Source organism: Coprococcus sp. LG101-27 (assembly GCF_027695515.1).
GTDB classification, from domain to species: Bacteria; Bacillota; Clostridia; order Lachnospirales; family Lachnospiraceae; genus Allocoprococcus; species Allocoprococcus comes.
On the sequence record NZ_JAQEUJ010000015.1, the window covers coordinates 1 to 20,745 of the forward strand.

Annotated in this window: 19 protein-coding genes; all 19 read right to left on the bottom strand. The window is 56.3% G+C overall.

Features of this window, described 5'->3' with window-relative positions; genetic code table 11:
* A partial coding sequence (locus PG766_RS10785; RefSeq protein WP_270590792.1) for a VaFE repeat-containing surface-anchored protein occupies nucleotides 1-3,399 on the bottom strand: 3,399 nt, incomplete at its 3' end.
* Nucleotides 3,400-3,486: 87 nt separating this feature from the next.
* Nucleotides 3,487-4,110 (bottom strand): hypothetical protein, encoded by a 624-nt coding sequence (locus tag PG766_RS10790; protein WP_270590794.1) that lies wholly within the window; start codon nucleotides 4,108-4,110, stop codon nucleotides 3,487-3,489.
* 24 nt (nucleotides 4,111-4,134) lie between these two features.
* Nucleotides 4,135-4,665: a hypothetical protein gene (locus PG766_RS10795; protein WP_270590795.1), complete on the bottom strand. Its 531-nt coding sequence runs from the start codon at nucleotides 4,663-4,665 to the stop codon at nucleotides 4,135-4,137.
* A gap of 149 nt (nucleotides 4,666-4,814) precedes the next feature.
* The gene (locus PG766_RS10800) at nucleotides 4,815-5,573 is read right to left on the bottom strand and encodes a DUF4313 domain-containing protein (protein ID WP_270590796.1); all 759 of its coding nucleotides are present in this window, start codon (nucleotides 5,571-5,573) and stop codon (nucleotides 4,815-4,817) included.
* Nucleotides 5,574-5,594: 21 nt separating this feature from the next.
* Nucleotides 5,595-7,781 (bottom strand): type IA DNA topoisomerase, encoded by a 2,187-nt coding sequence (locus PG766_RS10805; protein WP_270590797.1) that lies wholly within the window; start codon nucleotides 7,779-7,781, stop codon nucleotides 5,595-5,597.
* An 82-nt stretch (nucleotides 7,782-7,863) separates the two neighbouring features.
* On the bottom strand, nucleotides 7,864-8,613 hold the full coding sequence (locus PG766_RS10810) for a MuF-C-terminal domain-containing protein (RefSeq protein ID WP_117786606.1): 750 nt from the start codon (nucleotides 8,611-8,613) through the stop codon (nucleotides 7,864-7,866).
* A 199-nt stretch (nucleotides 8,614-8,812) separates the two neighbouring features.
* A complete protein-coding gene (locus PG766_RS10815) occupies nucleotides 8,813-9,427 on the bottom strand; it encodes a hypothetical protein (protein ID WP_118453032.1) in 615 nt (204 codons plus the stop codon).
* A complete protein-coding gene (locus PG766_RS10820) occupies nucleotides 9,428-10,534 on the bottom strand; it encodes a hypothetical protein (RefSeq protein WP_270590798.1) in 1,107 nt (368 codons plus the stop codon).
* Between the two features lie 32 nt (nucleotides 10,535-10,566).
* The gene (locus PG766_RS10825; protein ID WP_270590799.1) at nucleotides 10,567-11,529 is read right to left on the bottom strand and encodes a hypothetical protein; all 963 of its coding nucleotides are present in this window, start codon (nucleotides 11,527-11,529) and stop codon (nucleotides 10,567-10,569) included.
* 58 nt (nucleotides 11,530-11,587) lie between these two features.
* A complete protein-coding gene (locus PG766_RS10830) occupies nucleotides 11,588-11,827 on the bottom strand; it encodes a hypothetical protein (protein WP_117527892.1) in 240 nt (79 codons plus the stop codon).
* Nucleotides 11,828-12,112: 285 nt separating this feature from the next.
* Complete coding sequence (locus PG766_RS10835) at nucleotides 12,113-13,177, bottom strand: type IV secretion system protein (protein WP_270590800.1); 1,065 nt, start codon at nucleotides 13,175-13,177, stop codon at nucleotides 12,113-12,115.
* Nucleotides 13,178-13,211: 34 nt separating this feature from the next.
* Nucleotides 13,212-14,075 carry a hypothetical protein gene (locus tag PG766_RS10840; RefSeq protein WP_270590802.1) on the bottom strand — a complete coding sequence of 288 codons (864 nt, stop codon included), beginning with the start codon at nucleotides 14,073-14,075 and terminating at the stop codon, nucleotides 13,212-13,214.
* Nucleotides 14,076-14,097: 22 nt separating this feature from the next.
* Nucleotides 14,098-15,870 carry a glucosaminidase domain-containing protein gene (locus PG766_RS10845; protein ID WP_270590803.1) on the bottom strand — a complete coding sequence of 591 codons (1,773 nt, stop codon included), beginning with the start codon at nucleotides 15,868-15,870 and terminating at the stop codon, nucleotides 14,098-14,100.
* A 41-nt stretch (nucleotides 15,871-15,911) separates the two neighbouring features.
* Complete coding sequence (locus tag PG766_RS10850) at nucleotides 15,912-18,668, bottom strand: VirB4-like conjugal transfer ATPase, CD1110 family (RefSeq protein WP_270247063.1); 2,757 nt, start codon at nucleotides 18,666-18,668, stop codon at nucleotides 15,912-15,914.
* Nucleotides 18,589-19,026, bottom strand: coding sequence for a PrgI family protein (locus PG766_RS10855; RefSeq protein WP_082430262.1), 438 nt, complete (start codon nucleotides 19,024-19,026; stop codon nucleotides 18,589-18,591). The genes PG766_RS10850 and PG766_RS10855 overlap by 80 nt, the downstream gene beginning before the upstream one ends.
* A gap of 18 nt (nucleotides 19,027-19,044) precedes the next feature.
* Complete coding sequence (locus PG766_RS10860) at nucleotides 19,045-19,269, bottom strand: hypothetical protein (RefSeq protein WP_082421059.1); 225 nt, start codon at nucleotides 19,267-19,269, stop codon at nucleotides 19,045-19,047.
* A gap of 29 nt (nucleotides 19,270-19,298) precedes the next feature.
* Nucleotides 19,299-19,493 (bottom strand): hypothetical protein, encoded by a 195-nt coding sequence (locus PG766_RS10865; protein ID WP_117527907.1) that lies wholly within the window; start codon nucleotides 19,491-19,493, stop codon nucleotides 19,299-19,301.
* A 64-nt stretch (nucleotides 19,494-19,557) separates the two neighbouring features.
* Nucleotides 19,558-20,406: a VirD4-like conjugal transfer protein, CD1115 family gene (locus PG766_RS10870; protein WP_334304426.1), complete on the bottom strand. Its 849-nt coding sequence runs from the start codon at nucleotides 20,404-20,406 to the stop codon at nucleotides 19,558-19,560.
* 80 nt (nucleotides 20,407-20,486) lie between these two features.
* Entirely contained in the window at nucleotides 20,487-20,645 is a 159-nt protein-coding gene (locus PG766_RS10875; protein WP_006428300.1) for a transposon-encoded TnpW family protein, read from the bottom strand.
* Nucleotides 20,646-20,745: the final 100 nt, after the last annotated feature.

A 20,745-nucleotide genomic window follows, 5' to 3' on the forward strand; every position in this document is an offset into this window, starting at 1 on the left:
GACCACCTTGTCCTTGGCCTTGAGGTCAGACGCGTCGAAGGTGAAGGTAACGTCCACATCACCGAAAGCGGTTTCGGGAATGAACTCGGTCTCGGCTGTGACGGGGTTGCCGTCGGCATCGAGGAGCTGCTTTTTGGAGACCTTGCCGTCCTTGTCGGTGACCTTCTCGTAGAGGGTGCCGGAAACCTTGTAGGTCTTGCCGGGAGTCACGTTCATGTAATGGACGGTATCGACGATGGTGGCATTATCCTCGCCGATGAGGTTCTTATCACCATCAAGGGCATCCGTTGCGGTAGTGGAGAGCTTGGGCTTCGTGATGATGACAGTCTGGCCGGAATCATTCACGTCGGCATGGGAAGCAATCTCCTTGTCGTTGTGGGACAGGGACTCGAAGGCAACGAGAGAGGTACCTTCCTTGAGCGAACTGCCATCGAAGTAGAAGGTCACATCGACGTTTCCGTAGGAGTCCTCTGCGGTGAAGTTTGCTTCCGCAGTGACGGGGGTACCGTTCTTGTCTTTGAATACCTTCTTCGTGACCTTTCCGTTCTTGTCAAGAACCTTCTCATAGAGGGTACCGGTGACCTTGTAGGTCTTACCGGGGGTCACGTTGTTGTAGTGGACAGTATCGCGGACAGCGACATTTTCCTCACCCGTGACCGTCTTGTCACCGTCGGCAGCATCGACGGCGGTGGTGCCGATAACGGGAGCCTTCACGGTAACGGTCTGGTCAATGTCGTTGATATCCTTGTGGTCGGCAATCTCGATACCGTTCGTGGCAACAGTCTCGAAGGCGACGAGCTTGGTGCCGGTCTTGATGCCGCTGGCATCGAAGGTGAAGGTCACGGTCGTGGTACCGCTTTCGGCTTCCGCCGTGAACTCCGCAGTCGCGGTGACGGGGGTGCCGTCGGCATCCATGAAAGCCTTCTTGGTGGACTTGTCCATAAGGGTTCCCGTGAGCGTGTAGGTCTGCCCGGCGGTAAGCCCGGTGTAACGGACATAATCGGTAACGGTAACATCATCCTCAGCGGTGACGGACTTGCTATTGTCCGCATCGCCCACGGCGCTTGTCGAGAGCTTCGGCGTGAGCACGGTCACCTGCTGGGAAACGTCGGATTTATCCCTATGCTCGGCGAGCTTCGCACCCTTTGCATCGGTAAGCGTCTCATAGACCACGAGGGTCTTCCCCTTGAGGTCGTAGGAATCGAAAGCGTAGTCAAGCGTGACGGAACCTGCGGAGTCCTCAGCCGTGAAGGTCTTCTCGGCAGTGATAGCCTGACCGTTAACCGTGACGGCATCGCCGGTAGCGGCATCATGCAGCTCACCGATGACGGTGTAGGTCTTACCCGCGACGAGATGGCTGTACTCTACCTTGTCGGAAATCTTGACGGTGCCGACCCCAACGTAATGGTCGCTATCAGAAGCGTCGTAGGCGGTGGTGTGGATTTCCGGCTCCGGGTCATCGAAGGTGCCGAGGTCGATGGTCTTGGCATCACGGGTCACAGTAACAGTCGTGTTGATGAGCGCATAGCCCTCATTAGCGGAGCAGCGAAGCTCTTCGACGGAATAGGTGTCAAAGGGCAGGGCACCGAGCTTGTTGTCCGCCTTGACGGCATCGGAGGTGGAAGTGGTGCCGTTCCCATCGAGCACGCTGTTGTTGCCGAACCAGAAACCGGCGTTAGCATCGAGCTTCGTGCTGTCGATGGTGTCGCTTGCGGTCAGCGCCCAATCGTTCGCGTTGGTGTTCGAGTCATGCGCGTTCCAAGAGGACGCGGAGCTGAAATAGCCGTTCTCGTCGGTCACGGCGATGTGGGACTCGCCGGTAGTGAGGGAGGTCACCTTGAAGGGCACGCCTGCAAGGCGGTCGGAACCGTTGTCGGATTTCTTAGTGAACTCGATATCGGAACGGTAGACCTGCTCGGCAACCTCCGGGGCATTGTAGGTGATAACACCTTCAACGGAATTGTTTTCCTGAATCTTCTGGAAAGACACTTCATCAGACTTTACGTAGCCCATTGGGGCTTTAGTCTCACGTATGACAACGGTGCCACGTGGAAGTGCAGGAGTCCCATCAAGTCGATACCAGAAGGCATCGCCAGAGACAAAATGAGCAATGTCAAAGCTACAGAAACCGTTGGAGTCTGTACTAAACGTCCAAGAACGCATCGGCTTCACGTCGGCGTTCTTAAGGTCATCGTAGCTCTTGTAGTCAAGGGTGGCGTAGTAATCGACGGTGAACTCGGCACCTGCAAGGGTGGCGGAACCCTGCGGGAGGTTACCGGCGCCGTTATAGGTCTTCTGGCCGTCGAATTTACCGAGAAGCATACTCATAGGGTCATTTGCGGGATTGTCGCTGACTGAGAGCTTCACAGGCGAGGATTCGCGATTCGCGCCGGAAACATCTGCGGTGTAAACCTGCGAATCGGTGAAATATCCCTTGGGAGCCTTGGTCTCCTTCACATAGTAGCGTCCGGGATTGAGCGAGACGGTGTTCGCGTTCCCGCTTGCGTTCGTCGTAAGGGTCGCTACCTTGTTCGAACAGTTGGAGTCAGTGTAGACCCCATATTCGGCACCTGCGAGGGAATAGCAGTCATTGGCATCGGTAAGGGTCTTATTTGAGGAGTCCTTATGCAGTGTCAGATATCCCTTGTGCAACGTCTTGATGACACGGTAGTAGCGAACGGGATACTTGGGCGTGATTTTGGAAATCACGTTGCCGCCTGCGGAGTTCGGAAAATAGCCCTTTACAATTCCGTCCGCGTGGCTGGAAGAGTGCCAGTAAAGGTCTTCCGAGCTGCTGCTACCCCAGAAGAAGCCGATATGGCAGTCTGAATTGCTATGATTCCAGTCCACCGGCTCCATGTAGATGATATCGCCCTTCTCAAGGATGCCGGACGCGAGCATCTGCTCTTTGGAGCTGAACGTGTAGCTGACGGCATTGTTGTCGCGACAATACTCTTCCCATTTGGAGGCGTTCGCTTCGTTGCCCCTGTTGTAGCCGTCCTTGGCGGTATAGTTTCCGATGATGGATGTGTTCGCTCCGCAGGCACGGAGGACGGCAACCACAAAACCGGCGCAGTTCATATAGGCACCGCTACCGTACTCACCCTTCGGTTTCCAGCAGTCCCAAGTGTTGATTGCACCGCCCTCGCCATGAGGTCCTTTGTTGCCGTAAGGTGTGGTGAGGTAATACTCGTCGTTCTCGTGCTGGGAGAGCACGGACTCGACCGTCTTGGTGGCACCGAGTGCTTGGTCGATGGTCTGACCGGCAGCATAGGTGCTAACACCCGATTTCTGCGCGGCGTAGGCAAGCCCCGCAGGGCACGCCGATTGGAAGATGAGCACTGCGGTCATGACCGCAGTGAGCACCTTAGATTTCTTGATTCGTCCGAGAATCTTCATGTGTTCTTTTCTCCTTCCTTGTTTGCGTGGTTTTCTGTAGCTTCGTTGGTGGTTCGTTTGAACTGCGTTTCTCGTTTCGTTCTATCTCTAACCGAAGTCATATCCGCCGATAGCCCCGGTGTTGTTTTCCTCGTTTTGCCCTTCCCCATCATCGTCCACGAAACCCTCGTCCTGAGAGATTTCTGCATCGCGGATGCGCTCGATGGCGGATTCGGTGTAGCCCATGATGCGGGCAATCTCATCATCCGGGTACGTCGGGTGCGCGTGCTTCAAGTAGTCGAACACGGCGATGGCGCGACGGTTGACGGATTGCACTGTGGCATCGGAGTAACACAGCTGCTCCATGGCGAAGAACCGCTCACCGTTTATCAGCTCATCGCCCTCCCGCCACAGGAGCTTTTCGCCGTCCTTCTTGAGCCAGACTACATCGTCCAGCTCATCTGGCGAGACGAGGAGCATGGCACTCCCGACCTGACGGGTGGCGGCGGGAACCTTGGTGCCCTCAAGGGTCACCTGTCCGCCTGCGTGCTGCGGATTTCCGTCATACCAGTGCTCTGCGAGAATGATGCCGTTTTCCTCAAGGGCACCGAGGTAGAGGTTCCAGTCGGTAAGGATGTTCGTTCCCTTCGCGCGGAACGGCTCGGAGTTCGTTTGGGCGGATGAGTCGAACTTCTCGTAGCGGAAGGACTTGTAGAGCACCTCGATTACCATGAACTGTCACCTCTTTCCTCTGTACTACTGGGCGATATCCTGCCCGGTTCGCGACTTGGTGGACTTGGCGGGGTCATCGCCTGCGAGCGCGTCCTTCCCGGTCTCCATGTCGCGTGCTTCCCCCGCAAGGCTCACGCCGTCCTTGGCGGCGGCACGCTCTGCGGCTTTTCCGGCCTTATAGGCATCCTGCGCCACCTTGAGTGCGTGGGTGAGGTCAGTGGCCTTCACCTCGTAGCGCTGATACGGGTGCTCGGCATCGTCCTTCTTCCCCGTCCAGATGGGCACCGGCTCGTCCTTCTTGAACGAGACCGTGGCGCGTCCCTTCTCAAGCATGTCCTTCTTCATGTAGTCGGAGAGGAACACATCGGTTGAGAAGCCGCTCACGTCGATGCCGTTCACCTTCGTCCCCTTGGGGAAGGAAACGAAGCACTTCTCGAAGGTGCGCCCGTCGCTTGTCTGAATGTCGTGGGGCGTGAGGAAGGCGGCGGGCATGTTGATTTTGGCGTAGTTGTCTGCCTTGGGAGCCTGCTCTGGCCCCGGTGTCTTCTTGGGCATGTTTTTTCATCCTTTCTGTCTGTGCGGAACTTGTAGTCCCGCGCGGTGTGTATACGGTACCCGATTTTAGCACAATGGTGTGTTTTGGCTGCTTAGGATAGCTGTCGGCGAACGGATGCAAGTCCGGTTCGAGTGAAAGCGGCTCATGCTTATCGCACCCCCTTCACATGGTTCGTGGGTTGTTCCGCGCGGGTCGTATCGCAGGTTTCGAGCACGGCGCTTCCGGAAGTGCAGTCATGGGATTCGGCGTTCAGGTCGTAACCGCTTTCCAAGGCATCCGTGAACTCGCTACCGTATACGTTTTCGAGTGCCGCGTGGCACGCATCCTGCATTTTGGCAAGGCTCATATGGTCTGCCGATGCGAACTCGTTTAAGTCACGCATATTGCCCATGACTTCGGTATCGAAGGTGAAGGCCGGGTAGGAGCAGAACCCCGAACGCATGAACTGGCCGGTGAAGGCTCCGAGCTGGGAGATTTTCGAGAGCATCGCTTCTCCCATGTTATTGGTGTCGAGGAAAACGGTCGCGTCCTGTTGCAGTGGGGAACCGAAGTTCACGGTGACGCTGCTCCAAGGCTGTCCGAACGATTCGTCGGTTGGGTCGGAGAGATAGGCGGTCACTGCAAGGTTGCCGTCCGCATAGGACTCCTGTACAAGTTCGACCTGCTGGGTGTATCCGAAGGCATCGAAGGAGAACTCGATGCCCGATTTCTCACTGTCGTTTCCTCGCAGGTTCCCGGAAAGCATGTCCGGGGAGAGCGGTATGGCAGGGCGGTCTGGTGCGGATGTGGTCGTATCGTAGGGCGCTTCCGGGGTCTGGGCTTCTGGCGCGTGGGGCATGGAAGCCTGCCCGAAATCCATGTTCCGAATATCCTCGGGAAGCATATCCGGTGATAGGAGTGTTGCCATGTCATTCCTTCCTTTCTGGCGCTACCTGCGGCCTTTCTTCGTGGGTTTTCTCGGTGTGAAAATGGGTTCTATCGACCCATCCTTTTGAAGAACGACTTTGCAGTCAAAGGTCTTCCCGGCCTTGGACTTGCAGCCCCTTAGCGGAACCGCCTTCCCGTCAAGAAGGGATGCGGCCTGCCCCTCGGTGAACTTCTTGGTGCAGAAGCCGAACAACTTGAACCCGCAGCCCGCGACCTCCTTCCAAGTGCCGTCTTCCTGCTTCTCGTTCTTGATGGAGGAGCAGGCGTAGATGGAGCCGGTCTTTATAACGTCCTTGCCGCACCTCGGGCACTTGCCCACTACGGTCTTTCCGGTACCTGCGATGGATGCGCCCACGTAGGCGGTCTCGCGGTGGTGATTGAAGACCTCGATGACGGAATCTTGCAGGGCGTTCACGTCCGCCTTACCGTCTGCGATATCCTGTTGGATGAGCCACCATCTTGCGGTCACGTCTGCACCGCGAATCTCCGGCGGGAGGAGTGCGTAGAACGCCTTGGCCTTATCGGTTGCTCGAACCTTTCCCTTTCGTTCCTCAAGGTAGCCACGGGTTTTCAGACCCTCGATGATGGAGGAGCGGGTGGCCGTCGTTCCGATACCGCCGTGTTCGCCCTTCTTGCCGTCATCCTTACGCTTAAGGGTTTCCCGGATTTCCGGGTCTTTGACGTACTTCGCGATGGATGCCATGTCTGTGATGAGGGTGCCCTCCGTATAGGGTGCGGGCGGGGTGGTCTCCCCTTCCGTGATTGAGCAGGAGATACCGGCAAGGGTGTGGCTTCCTGCGGGAACCCATGGGTTCCCCGTATCGGAATCCTCTCTGACACGGCTGTTTGAGATGTTCGGGAAGACAGCCGTGAACCCCGCGTCCGAAAGGCGCTTCGCTGTGAGCTTAAGCGTTCCGCCGTCCACGCTTACCGTGCTCTCGCTCACGTCGTACACGGCGGGAGGAAGAAATTGCACCGCATAGCGCTCACAGATGGCGGTGTAGACCTTGGCTTCGTCCGGTTCCATCGCGGACACGGGTGCATCCGCTTCCTGCGGGATGATGCCGTGGTGGGCGGTCACGTTCCCATCGTTGAACGCCTTGGAGTGGAGCCGGTAATCCAAAGACCAGCGCACGCCGAGGTTCTTCATCGCCTGCGCAAGGACTGCCGGTGCCTGCTCTCGGTGCTCTTCCTTGAGGTATTGGGAATCGGAGCGGTTGTAGGTGATGGCTTTGTACTTATCACGCAAATCCTGCGTGATTTGCTGAGTCTCGGCGGCAGTGAAGCCGAAGCGCTCGCTCATGTCGGAAAGCAGCACGGTCAAGTTGTAGGGAAGCGGCGGGTTCTCCTGCTTTTTCGATACGGTCGTTTCAAAGTGCAGGTCGCGTCCGTCGAGCTTTTCCTTAAGGGCTTCCAGCGTATGCCGCTCGAACAGATGCTTCTCACCGGCAAGCAGCTCCTTTCCCGGCAGATACTTGAAGGTGAGTTCTCCGGCATCCGAATCACCGCTTGCAAACAGCTCGTAGAACTTTCGGGTGACGTGGTGGGCGATGGCTTCGTCGCGTTTCACCACAAGCCCCAGCGTCGGGGTCTGCACGCGTCCGACGGTGAACAGGCCGTCGAGACGCTTGGTGGCGAGTCTCGTCTCGTTCACGCCGAAGCACATATCCGCCATCTGTCGGGCATAGGCGGCGTTGCCAGCGCCCCGGCAGGAGTCGTTGGGCACGAGCTTGTCGAATGCCTTCACGATGTTCTTCTCGATGTTGTCGTTCACGTAGACGCGCTCGACCTTACCGGCGTAGCCAAGGTAATCCAAAAGCTCGTCCACGATAAGCTGCCCCTCATCGTCCGGGTCACCGGCGGCGATGACGGAATCGCAAGTTTTAAGGAGTCCCGCAATCTGGTCTATGAGGGGCTTCTTACTCTCTCCGGTCTTCTTATCGACCGCCGGTTCCTTCGGCCAGTCGTGAACCTCGATAGGAAGTACATCAAGGCTCCAAGGCATTCCCCATTTTGGGTCGATGGTATCCGGTTCCACCAGTTCCAAAAGGTGCCCGGCGCAGGCACAGACCGTGTAGCCGTTTCCCGAGATGGGAAGGCGGGCACTTTCGGACACCTCTTTTCCTGTGATGGCGCGGGCGATATCGCGGGCGAGCATCGGCTTCTCCGCGATGACTAATTTGCTCATATGGCTTTCTCCTTTCTGCTTCATTCAAGGGGCGAAGGTTAATATCCCCTATCCAGCCGGTAATCGTTAACGGCCTGCGTATCTATCCAAGGCACTTCGGGCGTTGCAGAATCCTGTCAATATCGAGACCGGAGCAGTTTCCCGCAAGCGGAAGACCGGATAGGTCTTCGAGCGCTTCGATTTTCTTTCCGCTTACGAACACGAAGGCATCCATATCCCGTAACAGGGCGAAGTAACGGATGAAGTTTTGCCTGCTGTAGACGCTTAAGACCATATTCGTCTCCACTTCGCGCCCTCCGTAGTTTCCTGTGCCGTCCGGCTTGATGCCCGCGATGAGTGGAGTGTCGTAGGCATCGGTCGCGAGAAGAATGGCAAGCAAAACATCGTCCCTGTTCGGGCTGTTGGCGAGAACCACCGGGGAAGCAAGAAGCTCGGGAAAGCGCTTTACCTGTGCGATGGAGAAGCCGTGCCGGTGGGGGTTGTAATCGGATTTCGGCGTGAGAGCCTGAAAGAGATGCTTCTGCGTGTAGAGCATGGGGCGTTGCTCGAACCCGGTCTTCAAGAATATCTCCGGCGTGTCGCAGACTTTCAGGGCATCGTAGGGGTTGTATGCGCCGCAGGCGGCAAGGTCAACTTCGTGCCCGAACCGCAGGTACTCGCTGCATCTATTCGCATGGGCTTCTTGTGCGCTTGCGCTTCCGTTCCCATCCTTAAGGCGGGCGATGCCGCACGTGTCAAGATAAGTCAGGCGTTCATCATCTGGCATTGCCACGGAGTTCTCATATTCGCAGATGGTAGCGATAATCTCGAAGTCTTTTTCTCCTTTCGTCATTCGCACCTCCCGTTCTTTCTCGCGTTTGTGGAGATGCCGCTCCCATACGGGATGCGGCATCATGTCTTTCTGTTTTTTGTCACTTCGTGTTCTATCCGATGTTCTGGTTATCCTTTCCGGGCGCATCCCTTGCAGGCGCATCCGCCGCGAGCGCGTTCCTGCCGAACAGGGAACCTATCTCCTTGAAATTATCAGTCATCTATTTCACCTCCTTGTCCGGGTCAACTTCCGGTTCATCCTTGGTCTCCGTCTGGGTGTCGATTTCCTTCCGTGCAGAAGCCATTTCATGTGCTTCCTCGCCGCATCCATATTCCTCATCGCCAAGGGTGCAATCATCGAAGAAGTCCTTTGGCAAGTTCGCACCCATGACCATGTTCATCATGTTCAAGGCAGAGTCGGAGTTGGGGCACTGTATCCATGGGTAATCGTCCTTCTGTACGCGCCCGCGCAGTAAAAGCTCGCCGAGGGCTTGCTGCCATGGGGTGATATCGACTTCCCTGTTGTACAGCCGGAAATCGGTTATGGTCTTGCTGCCAAAGCAGGAAATCATGTCCGCGATATCGGAAAGCGGCACCTCGTCAAGGTCGATGGACTCGCAGGCCACCTTCCAAGCGCCGGTGGCATGTCCGGTCTCCGGGTCGCGGACTGGAAATGCGGTAGCCAGACTGACGATGGCACCAAAAAGTCCGTTGGTTTTTTTCCTCTTTGAGAAAGCGAAGTTGTCTTGAATCTCCGTAAAGTTGTTGTCGAGATATTCATCTTCCAAACGGCTCCAATCGCCGAACCATTTGGGATTCGATATGTTGTTAAACATCTATTCCATCTCCTTGTTCTGATTGATTTTCGGGGTGCCATCAAGTCCCGCCCGCTCCGCAAGCGCTTCCTTGCCGGATGCCATGTCACGGGATTCGGACTTGACACCGGTTTCGGTAACTTGTGTCTTCTCGGGTTCTGCATGTGCCAGCAGATGCTCCTTCATGGATTCCAGAGCCGGAAACGGGGTGCCGTCCTTAGCTTCCGCGAGCAGATAGCGCATCTGCTGGGAGGTAAGGGCTGGGGTGTGCATAAGGATTGTGGAGACCTTTGCCATAGTGGCATCGGAAAACTCTGCCGCCGTTGCATCGAAGACGGCCATGAGCTGTTGCGCGTTCATCCCTGCGCACGCCTGCATGGTCATCATGAGAAGCGGCGCGTTATATCCGCACCGGTTCACGGCATAGGCACAGGCGCTCATCTGCTCTACGGAGAGGGAAGCCGGGAACAGCCCTGCAAAGTCCGCATCGCTCAGGTCTGCAACCGGGGTCTGCCCGCGCATGGCGGCAAGAAGCGCGATTTGCTGCTCCGGTCTGTAGTCCGGGTTCATGATACGCGCCACCTGCGCTTCGGTCAGCGATTGCTCACCGGTATAGGGGTCATAACATGCGTTTTCCATGGCGGCGGCGATGACCTCCATGCTCTCAGGGGTAAACGCGGGCTTCGCGATGGCGCGGACGGTCTCATAGGGGATATGGCCTTGCAGAAGGATGTTGTTGATGGTAAGCAACTGGGAGCGGGAGAGACATTCCACAGGCAAGTCGCTCCCGCCGTGTGCCACGACCAGATAGGCGGCTTCCATGCGCCGTGCGTCCATCTGCGGGTATAGGAAGCGTGTGAAGTCTCCGCCCCTGATGGCGATTTTCGCGATGGCCGTCATCTGGGCTGCGGTGTACTTGGGGGTCGCGAGTGCATCCAGCACGTCTTCTCCCACCGCCGGGTTCAGCGCGGCGGCGATGATGGCATTGGCCTGAAAGCCATTATATTCGTGCTCGGTCAGGCGCATCGCATCGGCTTCGGTTAAGCCACGGTCGATGGCCTGTTCGTACTGAACGAGCTGCTTGTCGGTAACGGCTTCCGGGTCGAATGTTTTTCCAACCGGTGCCATAGGCATTCCTCCTTTCTCAGGAAGCAGTTCCGCTACAGGGACGTATCCGCCTGTTCCGAGCGCGTCGGGGCATCCTTCGTCCCCGATTGGTCATCGAGCGCGGTGGATGCGGCCTTCGCATCGTGGGCTTCGGATGCGAGAGATGCGTCAGGTTCTTCCTGCTCGGCAGATACAGGCTTCTCGGTTGCACGCATGGCTTCGGCAGGGGAAGCGCCATCCATCAGCGCGAGGTCTACCGAACGCAGCTGCGCAAGGTCAAGCTCCGTCACGGGGAGGTCTTTGCCGCCGTGGAACAGCACGGAAACAGCCGCCTTAAGTGTCTGCTCGTCCATATTGCGAAAATCGAGGGGGTTCTTGCCGACAGAAGCGATATCCAGAAGACCGCGCATCTTACCGGACGAAAGAGTCTTGTCGGCTATCGTCTCAAGCGTCTCTGACGAGACGTGCGGGTTACGGGCGGCTTCCATGAGGATATCCGCCTGCCTGTGAGAGAAATCATGTTTAGCAATCTGCGTAGCGATGGGAAGCGGCACATGGCTCTCCATCGCTTCCGCGTAACGGGGGTAGTCTACGTTTTCAGGCACCGTCGCAACGCCCTCCGGCACCGCTTCATAGGAGACGATATTTCCGTCGATGCAATAGCCGAGGTCGATGGAAAGATAGCTGTCAGCTTCCTTGGTCTCGGGGGAAAGCTCGCTCTCCTTAACGAGTCCCATGATGCGGTACACGTCCTCGGGGGTCGCACCGGAATCGAGAAGTTCGTGAAGGGTGTTCTCGATAGCACCGGACACATCCTCCATCTCCGGGTCGGACGTGCGCTCACCGAACGCGAAGCAGGGACGGGCGAAGTTGGTGTTCAGGGTATCGACGGTATAGACCCTGAGTGCATACTCCCCCGGAGCGTACCAGTAGTCCTCATCGTTGGAGTAGGTGAGCAGGAGGGAGAGGTCAACGGGAATCTGCTCTCGCCCAATCCAGAAGTCGTTATCTGGCATGGCAATCATCCTTTCTGTGTTTCTAGTTGTGCGGTTTACTGGTTTTCTGTGGTTCTATCTAACGGGAGAGGTCGGGCTTTGCGACCAGATGCTCGCGGGAAGGTGCGGCAGATGCGCCTGCAAGCTGTTTGGAAGCGGCCATCATGTCCTTGGCTTCCCCGGAGAGGGAGATACCGCCACCGCCCTTTCCTCCGATGCCCGCACCCTTTGTCACGACGGCCTGAACGACCTCTTTTGCGGCCTGCTTGGCGGTATTCACAAGGCCGCTTCCCGTGCTGTCACCGAAATCTTCTGCCATGTTCATTTCTCCTTTCTTGCCAAAACGCCTAAAAAAGGTCGTTTTCGTTGCTGTCTCTCGACTCATTCAGTTTCCGAATCATATCGAGGGCGGCTTTCCTGTTCTCCGGGAGAGCGAAGCGCGAGAGGGCGGCTTCTTTCGATTCCCCCGAAAGGGAATAGCCGCCATCGTCCGCACCGGGCAGGATGCCGATGCTTGGCTCCCAATAATAACTTATTAAGGGGAAGGGGCGCACCGGTTTCGGCACGCCCCTTCGGTGAGCGGTAGCGGGTTTTCGGTAAGCGTCTATGCGCCGAGGATTTCCTTCGCCCAAGAGCCGGACTTTACAAGCCCCATCATGGTCGTGATGAGAACGGCGATAGTCTTGATGATGACACCGAACGAGTCGAATGTTTCTACGCCCTGTGCGAGACCAAGCATCTCAGCCTTTCCAAGTCCGCCGGAAACCGCGAGGGCGGTCACAAGATGCGGGTAGAGGTAGAGGATGAGAACCATGACCACGCCTGCGAGGGCTGCTGCCGCAAAGTTCTTGAGGTAACCGATTCCGATTTGCTTCGTCTCCTCGAAGCCGAGAAGGGAAATGGGAATCGGAGAGAAGGCGGCATAGACATAGAGCTGAACGGAACGGCCGAGGGCAACGACCATCGAAATGGCATAGAAAACGAGTCCGACCACCCATGAAATGAGTCCGAAAATCGAAAGGAGGAAGCATCCGCCGAGCGTAGCGTCGGCTGCATCATCCTTGGTCATCTCGATTCCGGGTTCATACCAGTTTTTCGATTGCAGCTTGTCCGACACGTTACCAACGAGGTCGTTGAAGATGCCGTAGATGGCAGAAACAAGGTCGAGGGCGTTGTCGATGAAGTAGCTGAGGATGCAGTAGGTCACCACGAGGAACACGATATCCTTCACGGCGGGAAGGGTGCTCGTCGCGTCGATGCGCTGGCTAATCTTGATGAGTTGCATCAGCATGAAGAGACCCAGGATGGCATGGGCAACGGGGATGACCCCGGCTTGATAAAAGTCCTTTATCACGCCATACGGCTCGGTTGTTCCGAAAAGCTCGTTGAACGGCCCGGAAATGAACCTCGCATCAAGCGTCTGGTTGATGACACCGAAATAGGTGTTGAAGAGCGTGGCAGCGATTTGGAGAAGCCACGTTTTAATCATGTTGGGGATATCAAGGAAGTCCCCGATGACACCCGCGTAGGCCGGATGGGGAATGAGGAGCACGAGTGCGCAGGCGGCGAAGAGCGCGAACGTGCCCGCGAGACAAGCCTTTCTCCTGCGCAGGGGAACCGTCTTCGTCTCCTCCCGCTGTGCGGCTTGTAAAGTCAGTTGTTCATTCATAGAGATTCCTTTCTGCCTGCATGGCGACGCTGCCCTAGCCCTCGAAGGAAAACTCGCCCGTGGACTGCTCGTAAACACAGGTGACGGAAACAGAGTTCGAGTCGTTGAGCTTGAAGTCCGTGGTGATGACCCCGTTCTCATAATCGAGGTTCACGACTTTCTGCCATGTAGCTTCGGTGACAGAAGGGTAATGGACGGCGCACCACTTGGAGAGGGCGGTGATGACGGCCTTCTCATCCCCGCCGAAGAGTTTCGTGACCTCGCTGTTCATGCCCTTCACGGTAATGTTTGCCACCGCTTCGGCACGCTCGTATGCGGTGTTTTTCTGAGCGAACATCGTAGAGCTTGTAAGGGTGGAGATGGTGTTCTCACCGGGGGTCTTAGAATCGGAGTTCACCGCAGCACCACTGCCATCCGTGTAGGTCACGATATGGGTGCCGGTATCGGTCTCGAAGACGATGGTATAGAGATAGCCGCCGTACCCATCGGAGGTCTTTTCCACGCGGGAGATGGCGTAACTATGGACGGTCGGAGTTCCGTTCACCGTTTCCACGTAGGAGTCATCGGCAAACTTGAGGGTGTAGCGTCCCTCGCTTACCGACCAGACGGAAGAGGAGAGGGTGTCGATGAGTTCCTTGGTATCGGTATCGTATCCCTTGATGATTTCCTTCTGGGCATCGGTAAGCTCCACCTTCCCGGTTTCCTCCTTCGTCTTCTTCTCAGCGGCTGTGGTAGTGTCCGTGTTATTTTCTGCGTGCTGCTCCTTTGCGGTTTCCGCGCGGTGATGCGACACGTTGATGGCGCTCATGGCAGAGCCGCAGGTGAACATCAGGAGCAGGCACAGGGCGATGACGGAAAACTTCTTGTGTTCCGCCATCCATGCTTTCAGTTTCTTCATAGCAGGTATCCTTTCTGGTTTCCTAGCGCCAGTCCCATGGATAGCCGCAGACAACCCATCCTCTTCCGTTTTGGGAAACCCAATCGGACAGGGAGATGGTGCGCAGACCGGAGTAAATGCTATCCATGACCTTGCCGTCACCGATATAGATGCCGACGTGCCCGTAAGCGTTACCGGCGGCGGTATTGGAGCCGTATTGGGCGGAGATGAGCATTCCTACCTTTATCTGGGAGAGGTCGGTGGTGGCGCGTTTCTGGCTGTAATTGGCACCGTATCCCTGATTGCCGAGCTGCGTATTGCCGTTGCCGCCAACGGGATGACCAGCTCTTGCATAGACCATTGTTGTCCATGTGGCGCAACGGTCGGCTCCCGGCCATGGAGTCTGTGAGCAGGCGTTTACGATATCCTTCTGCCACTGGTCGGCGCTCTGGTAGTCCTGCCCGCCACCGGGAATGAGGGTAGTGCCGGAGTACCGATTCTTAAACTCCTCTGCGGTCATGGAATCGAGCTGCGCGACGAGCGGATAGGCTTGGCAGATGGAACGGTACTGGGCGATATAGCTGTCCTGCGACGCGGTGTAGTACCCGCCCTCGCCGAGGGCACGCAAAAAGAGTTCGGAGTTGTTGGTGTCGATGGCCTTCTGGTAGTTAGGGACACGGGTGTAGTTGGATTGTTTATACAGATGCTCGCACCGGTATTTCATGTACGAATCATCGTCTTTGAAGACGGCGAAATCCGCGTAGGTCTTGTAGGCAGAGCCGGAAGCACTGTATTCGGTGGTGAGCATTTTAACGGAACCCGTGATGAGTCCGCCGTAGTCATAACCGGCATATTTCACGCCGCCGTAGTTGTGGTACAGCCGCCCGAGGTCGGAACCGGAGTCCGAGGTGCCGTTCTCAATCATCATCTGGCCGAGGAGTGCCGAAGCGGGATATCCGTACTGCTCGTGGGCGTTCAGGCACGCGAGCACGAGGTCGTAGGTGACCCATGCAGGCATCCCGTCAAGGGATGCGCTCTTTTGCTCCTCATCGGCGGCACCTCCACCGACAACGGAAATCAGGCCGAAGGCCAAGATGAAGGCAATGATGAGTGGAAAGAATTGGGAGATGGCACCGGCAAGTGATGAAAGCATTCCCTTGATGCCACCGGAAAGAATCGTGAGCGCCTTTTTCTTTCCCGCTTGCGCCGCAGCATTCTCGTAGACGTTCCTATGGAAGTATTTGGAGAACTGCATCCGCTTCTGGGCAGCTTTTTTATCCAGTTTCTCGGTGCGGTATTTCTTTTCCGAGAGGGCACCGAGAGAGTCTTTCTTTTCAAGTGCATCCTTACCGGAACGAAGGTGCTTTCTCGCCTTTCCGGCAAGTTTCGCGCCGGTGTGCGTGGTTGCGACCAAATCGTCCGTGCCTTCCAGCTCGGAGTCTTTGAGAGCGTTGTGGGCAGCTTTTGCGGCTACACCCTTTGCACCACGTTTCAGGCTCTTATTCAGATTGTGGCGAGACTGCACCTTTTTCGTGAGGGCATTTTTTCCGGTTAGCTGGCTACGGGATTTTCCGTCAAGGGCATCGGCGGCGGAAGTCTTCTTACGTTTCCTTGCGATGGCATCGAGGGCGGTACTTCCCGCGCCGTGCGTGCCCTTCTTGCCGACGGAATAGAGGTCACCCTTTAAGGCTTTGGCGTTCTTATCTGCCTTTTCCACCAGACCGGTATTGACGGCATCCGTCTTTTCGGTCTTGAGGAGATTGCTCATGGCTTTCTCACGGTCGTTTCCGCCGGTCGTGAAATCCGAAGCCTTCATCTGACGTTCACCGTCCTTTCCGGGGTCTTCTTACTGGGTTGCTAGATAACGGGTTTTGCATCTTTCTTGTCCCCAAGCCCCGTCTTCTTCGTCTCATTGGGGTTCGTGGAGAACAGGTCATAGAGAACGTTGCCGGACGGGAACTTGCCGCGAATCGGCACGCGGGCGTTTCCTGCGATGAGCAGGCCGTCACCCGGCTCTGCGGACTCGTCGATGCATTCCTCCTCCTGCTCGGACAGGTTCAGAAGCTCCGCCCACTTCATGCGGTCGAGCGGGGACTGCTTGAGAAGCATGAGGAAGTCCGCGTTAAGGACGATATTTCGCGCCGCTTCGTTGGCGAGCATCGCCGTGGCGTTCTGACTGATACCTGTCAGCAAAAGTCCGAATTTTCGACCCTCATTCGAGAAGCGGGAGAAGTAGTTAAGTACCGTCGGGTACGCGAACATACTCTGCATCTCCTCGACGTAGAGCCATGTGCGGACGTTTCGCTTTGCATTGAAGTACATGCGGTTGCGGACGGCTTCGCAGACATTGATGAGGGCGAAGACCAGCATGGAATCCGGCAGGTCTTTCAGGTTGAAGTCCACGATGCGGGTGTTGAAATCGACGTTGCTCTGATGGTTGAAGAAGTTCATGGAACCCTTCACGAATCGCTCGTAACGGAGTGCGATGACCTGTGCCTGCTCCTCCGGCTGCTCGTTCGCGGCATCGTAGAAGTCCTGTAAGGTCGGCGGAAGATTGTCTCCGCGCTCTGCGGCCTTCTGGAAGGCAAGCTCGGTGCAGCGCTGTACGAGCGACTGGTCAACCTCAGAGAAGTTCGACCCGGCTTCGGCAGCGGAAGCGCCCGCCTGAGCTAACATCGCGTCCACCTTGAACGCAATCTGCTCGTTTCTCGTCATGTGTTCCACGGATACCGTATCGAAGGGGTTCAGATGGGTTCCGGTACCCACGCCGAAGTGGTAGGTGCTGCCGCCGTAGCGTTCGGCGATAGCGGTGTACTCGCCTGCGCGGTCGATGACGTAAATCTCGTCCGTCGGATTGGAGAAGATGGTGCCCGTCATCTCGGTCTTGGTGAACATACCCTTACCGGAGCCGGTCTTGCCGCAGACGAAGCCCATCGGCGAGGTGAGCTTCTTGCGGTTGCAGACCACGAGGTTGCGGCTGTGCTTGTTCTGGCCGTAGAAGTTGCCGCCTGCATCGTCAAGCTCCTGCGTGGCAAACGGCACGAGGATGGAAACCTGCGCCGTGGTGAACATGCGGGAGATTTCCACGTGGTTATGGCCGAGCGGGAGGATGGAATTAAGTCCCTGACGCTGGCGATAGTCATAGGTGTCAAGCTCGATGGAGTTCTGACGTGCCGTGGAGATGATGCGAAGCACCTGCGTATCCAGCGCTTCCTTGCTCTCCGCGTAAGTGTAGACAAGCCCCGTGAAGACATAGAGACGCTGGTTCTTGTTCTGCAAGTGGTCGAGCACGTCCTCCGTCTCCTCCTTGGAGTATTTCAGCTCCTGCGGGAGGATGGAGAAGTCATAGCCTTTGTTCACTGCCGAGCGCTGTTCCTCGATGATTTCCTTGTCAATCCATGCGGAACGGGTGCGCACGTAATTGATAGCCTTGGATTTATCCATGGGCTGCACGTACCACGTGATAGCCATGGGGATAGGAAGGTCTGCCATGTCGGCAAGTGCGCGGTCGGAAAGTTCCGAGCCGAACTTCTTCATCACGAGTACCTGTGCGTAGACCCCGTTATCGAGTTTTACGCAGTCGTTATAGTGGCCGTCCGGGCGGAAATCAATCTGCGTCGGTGCGATGCAGTCCTTGGTAGTCTGTAAGCGCTTGGCGGAAATATCGCGCTGGTAATCGAACAGGAACGGCTTATAGGGGTTTAAGAGTGAATGGATGACGGAAAGGCGCTGGGTGCCGTTCATAAGGTGTGCCTTGCTGCCGATGGAGTTTAGGATGCGGGAGGATTCGACCTCGATACGGGAGAGCTGACGCGCTGCATCTTCTGCGGTGTCTGCCGTCACGGAATAGGTGAGGTAGCGGTTCCTGCGGATGTTGCTGACCCCCTCCTTCACCTTATCGTTCAGGATGTTGTTGAACACCTGCGCGTCGTTCCTTGCAGCATCGTTTGCCTGACGCTCCGGGTCGAAGAACTTGCGGTGGCCGACCTCTTCCTTGAGGAGCGGCGTGTTGATGACGCTCATCTGCACGAGCGTATCCGCACCGAACTGGTCGTAAAGGCGGGTGATGGCGGAGAACATGGCTTTCTGCTGCTCATCGCGCACCGAGTGGTAACTGGTGTCATCGAAGGCGATGGAAGAGGAGAACATCCCCTCCTCCACCTCACAGATGCCGTCCTGATACATCTTGTTGTAGCCGATGTAGTTCACCACGTCTTTCGCGGAGTCGCGCTTCTTTCTGGCATCGGCCATCTTATCGGACAGCTCCTTGTCCCTGTCCTTTAACTGGGACTTGACGGAGCTGTAGGTCTTTTTCGCTTCCTTCTCGGCCTTCTTGGCTTCCTTTTTCCTGCGCTTCATCTCGCGCTTGGCGTGCTTCTTCTCCTTTCGGGTCAGCTTTCCGGCACCCTGCGTGACGTGTGCGACCTGAGAGATGGCATCCATGTCGATAGCGCCGGTATCGGAGCGCAGGGGCGCGGTGTTCCCGAACCCGTCACCGGATGCGTGGACGAACGCGTCCACGTCAAATGCGGCGTTAAGAGATGACCCGTCCTGCCCTTGGGGAGTAGGATTCGATGCCGCGAAGGTTTCCCTGCTTTCGGTAGTGTTTTCCATAGATAGTTCCTTTCTGCTTGCTGTTTTCCGACTCAGAGAGAAGTCCCGCAAGACGCATGGACGGCTTGTAGAAGATGCGGTCGTTCGTGAAGTTTGCCTTAAGCCAAAGCGGCGCAAACTGCTCGAAGGGCATCCCGCAGGGCTTCACGAAGCCCACGCACCAAAACGGCAACGAGACGGCATAGATAAAATAGGTGCAATCGCTGACGTTCAGTCCCAAAACGAAGTAGATGTAAAGCCCGGCAAGTACCGAGACAGAAAGCGCACCCGTGATGGATACCAGGGTGCGCATGGTCATCTTGCCTACGATTTTGGGCTGATACTCGGCGATATCCTTGTGTACTGCTACAGAGAGCATGTGAGATATCGCTCCTTTCTAACCCGCGAGGGAACCCCAGTTGATACCGGTCTTGAAGTACACGGCAGCACCCACGACGATGGCACCGCCGATAATCATGGCGAGGGCACCGGAGAGCTGACCGCCGCCGCCCTGCATACCGTCCTTGATGGTAAGACCAAGGTTCACAAGGCCGAAGACGATGAGGATGCCGCCGAGGGCGGTCACACCATCAGAGAGAAGGTTTTTCACGTTTTCCAGCATGGTTGATTCCTTTCTTGTTTACTTGTTTTCTAGTAACCGTACAGATGGGCAAAGGCGATACAGGTAAGTCCCGCGACGATGATTGCAACGGCTTTCCGTATCTCCCCGCCCCCGCCGCGAAGAAGTCCCGCGAGGGTCATCCCAAGATAGATGATTCCCACGACGGTGAATGCGCCCGCAGCGGTTCCTATCGCCGGGGCGGCGAGTTTGACGAGTGTTTCCAAGTTCCTTCCTCCATTCGTCCCCTTTCTGCCTTTTTCGCGTGGCATTTCTCTTAATTATAAGTGACTACCGGTTTAGCAATATGCCCAGAAGCCCCTTCCTTGATTTTTTCCATGCCGCCCACTTCCACGCTGTGAACTCCGCACCCATATCCTCATCGGGGGTGTACGGCTCGCAGCCGTTTTTCAGATACCGCTCGAAATCGAAGGAGTTCTTATGCAAACGCTTCCAGTTACGCTTATCTACGATATAGCGGTATCGCTTATGGGCGTGGGGGTCATACTTATCATCCATGAGCGGGTTGGTACCGGCGATGAGCAGGATTGCCTTTAGGCGGCTCATCTTGCCGATTTCTGCTGCGTCGATAAGGTCACGACCCTGAATCTGCAAGTTCTTACTGGCGCTTGAGGATTGTCCCGTGGACTCGTTATAAGTCATCTGATGGATGGTCTGCTTGCCAATCATCTCCGCAATCTCCTTGTTGGTGGAGTTAGACTTGCCACCGAGGAAGAGCGTTGAGTCGCAGCAGTCGATGATGGTCTGCGCCTTCTTATCGTATTTGCTTTCCAGCTGGCTCATGGATTGCAGGATGATGGTGATGCCGATGTTACGGGAACGGGTGACCGCGATGGTCTCCTCAATCTGCGGGATAGTGCCGATGTTGGCGAACTCGTCGAAGATGAAATGCACCGGGGTCGGGAGTTTCCCGCCATAATCCGAAAGGGCTTTTCGGCACAGCTGGTCGATGGTCTGCCACATGAGGATGGCGAACAGGAAACTGAGGGTCTTGTCGGTATCGGAGAGGATGCCGAAAATCGCCACCTTCGCATCCGGGTCACCAAGGGTGTCAATCTCCATCTCGTCATAGGTCAAAAGCTCGCGCACGCCGTCCGTCGCGATGGGCGCAAGGCGCACGTTGCAGGAAATGAGGATGGATTTTAAGGTCTTTCCAGAGACGAAAAGTCAAGGACTTTTTCATCAAATTCAAAAAGAAGTCACATTTTGCGGACTTCCTCACGGAGCAGACGCTTGATTTTGTCCTCCATCGTCTCTTTTGCGGTCTGGCTGAAATGGACACGGACGATATAGGTTGTCTTGCCGATCTGCTTTCTGACAGTCGGGCAAGTGGCGGTGTTGGTTGCGGTATTGTTCATTCAAAATCCTCCTGTAAATGAAAAATGCCCGGTGACTGTTCATCATCGAGCGGTGTCGGTATGAGGGAACAAGGCAAGGCGGCAACATTAAGGTATCTAT

What these genes read in the sequence shown, in the direction of transcription:
- PG766_RS10790 (WP_270590794.1), bottom strand. Translation starts at nt 4,110, where the DNA reads ATGGTAATCGAGGTGCTCTACAAGTCCTTCCGCTACGAGAAGTTCGAC.
- PG766_RS10795 (WP_270590795.1), bottom strand. Translation starts at nt 4,665, where the DNA reads ATGCCCAAGAAGACACCGGGGCCAGAGCAGGCTCCCAAGGCAGACAAC.
- PG766_RS10800 (WP_270590796.1), bottom strand. Translation starts at nt 5,573, where the DNA reads ATGGCAACACTCCTATCACCGGATATGCTTCCCGAGGATATTCGGAAC.
- PG766_RS10805 (WP_270590797.1), bottom strand. Translation starts at nt 7,781, where the DNA reads ATGAGCAAATTAGTCATCGCGGAGAAGCCGATGCTCGCCCGCGATATC.
- PG766_RS10810 (WP_117786606.1), bottom strand. Translation starts at nt 8,613, where the DNA reads ATGACGAAAGGAGAAAAAGACTTCGAGATTATCGCTACCATCTGCGAA.
- PG766_RS10815 (WP_118453032.1), bottom strand. Translation starts at nt 9,427, where the DNA reads ATGTTTAACAACATATCGAATCCCAAATGGTTCGGCGATTGGAGCCGT.
- PG766_RS10820 (WP_270590798.1), bottom strand. Translation starts at nt 10,534, where the DNA reads ATGGCACCGGTTGGAAAAACATTCGACCCGGAAGCCGTTACCGACAAG.
- PG766_RS10825 (WP_270590799.1), bottom strand. Translation starts at nt 11,529, where the DNA reads ATGCCAGATAACGACTTCTGGATTGGGCGAGAGCAGATTCCCGTTGAC.
- PG766_RS10830 (WP_117527892.1), bottom strand. Translation starts at nt 11,827, where the DNA reads ATGGCAGAAGATTTCGGTGACAGCACGGGAAGCGGCCTTGTGAATACC.
- PG766_RS10835 (WP_270590800.1), bottom strand. Translation starts at nt 13,177, where the DNA reads ATGAATGAACAACTGACTTTACAAGCCGCACAGCGGGAGGAGACGAAG.
- PG766_RS10840 (WP_270590802.1), bottom strand. Translation starts at nt 14,075, where the DNA reads ATGAAGAAACTGAAAGCATGGATGGCGGAACACAAGAAGTTTTCCGTC.
- PG766_RS10845 (WP_270590803.1), bottom strand. Translation starts at nt 15,870, where the DNA reads ATGAAGGCTTCGGATTTCACGACCGGCGGAAACGACCGTGAGAAAGCC.
- PG766_RS10850 (WP_270247063.1), bottom strand. Translation starts at nt 18,668, where the DNA reads ATGGAAAACACTACCGAAAGCAGGGAAACCTTCGCGGCATCGAATCCT.
- PG766_RS10855 (WP_082430262.1), bottom strand. Translation starts at nt 19,026, where the DNA reads ATGCTCTCTGTAGCAGTACACAAGGATATCGCCGAGTATCAGCCCAAA.
- PG766_RS10860 (WP_082421059.1), bottom strand. Translation starts at nt 19,269, where the DNA reads ATGCTGGAAAACGTGAAAAACCTTCTCTCTGATGGTGTGACCGCCCTC.
- PG766_RS10875 (WP_006428300.1), bottom strand. Translation starts at nt 20,645, where the DNA reads ATGAACAATACCGCAACCAACACCGCCACTTGCCCGACTGTCAGAAAG.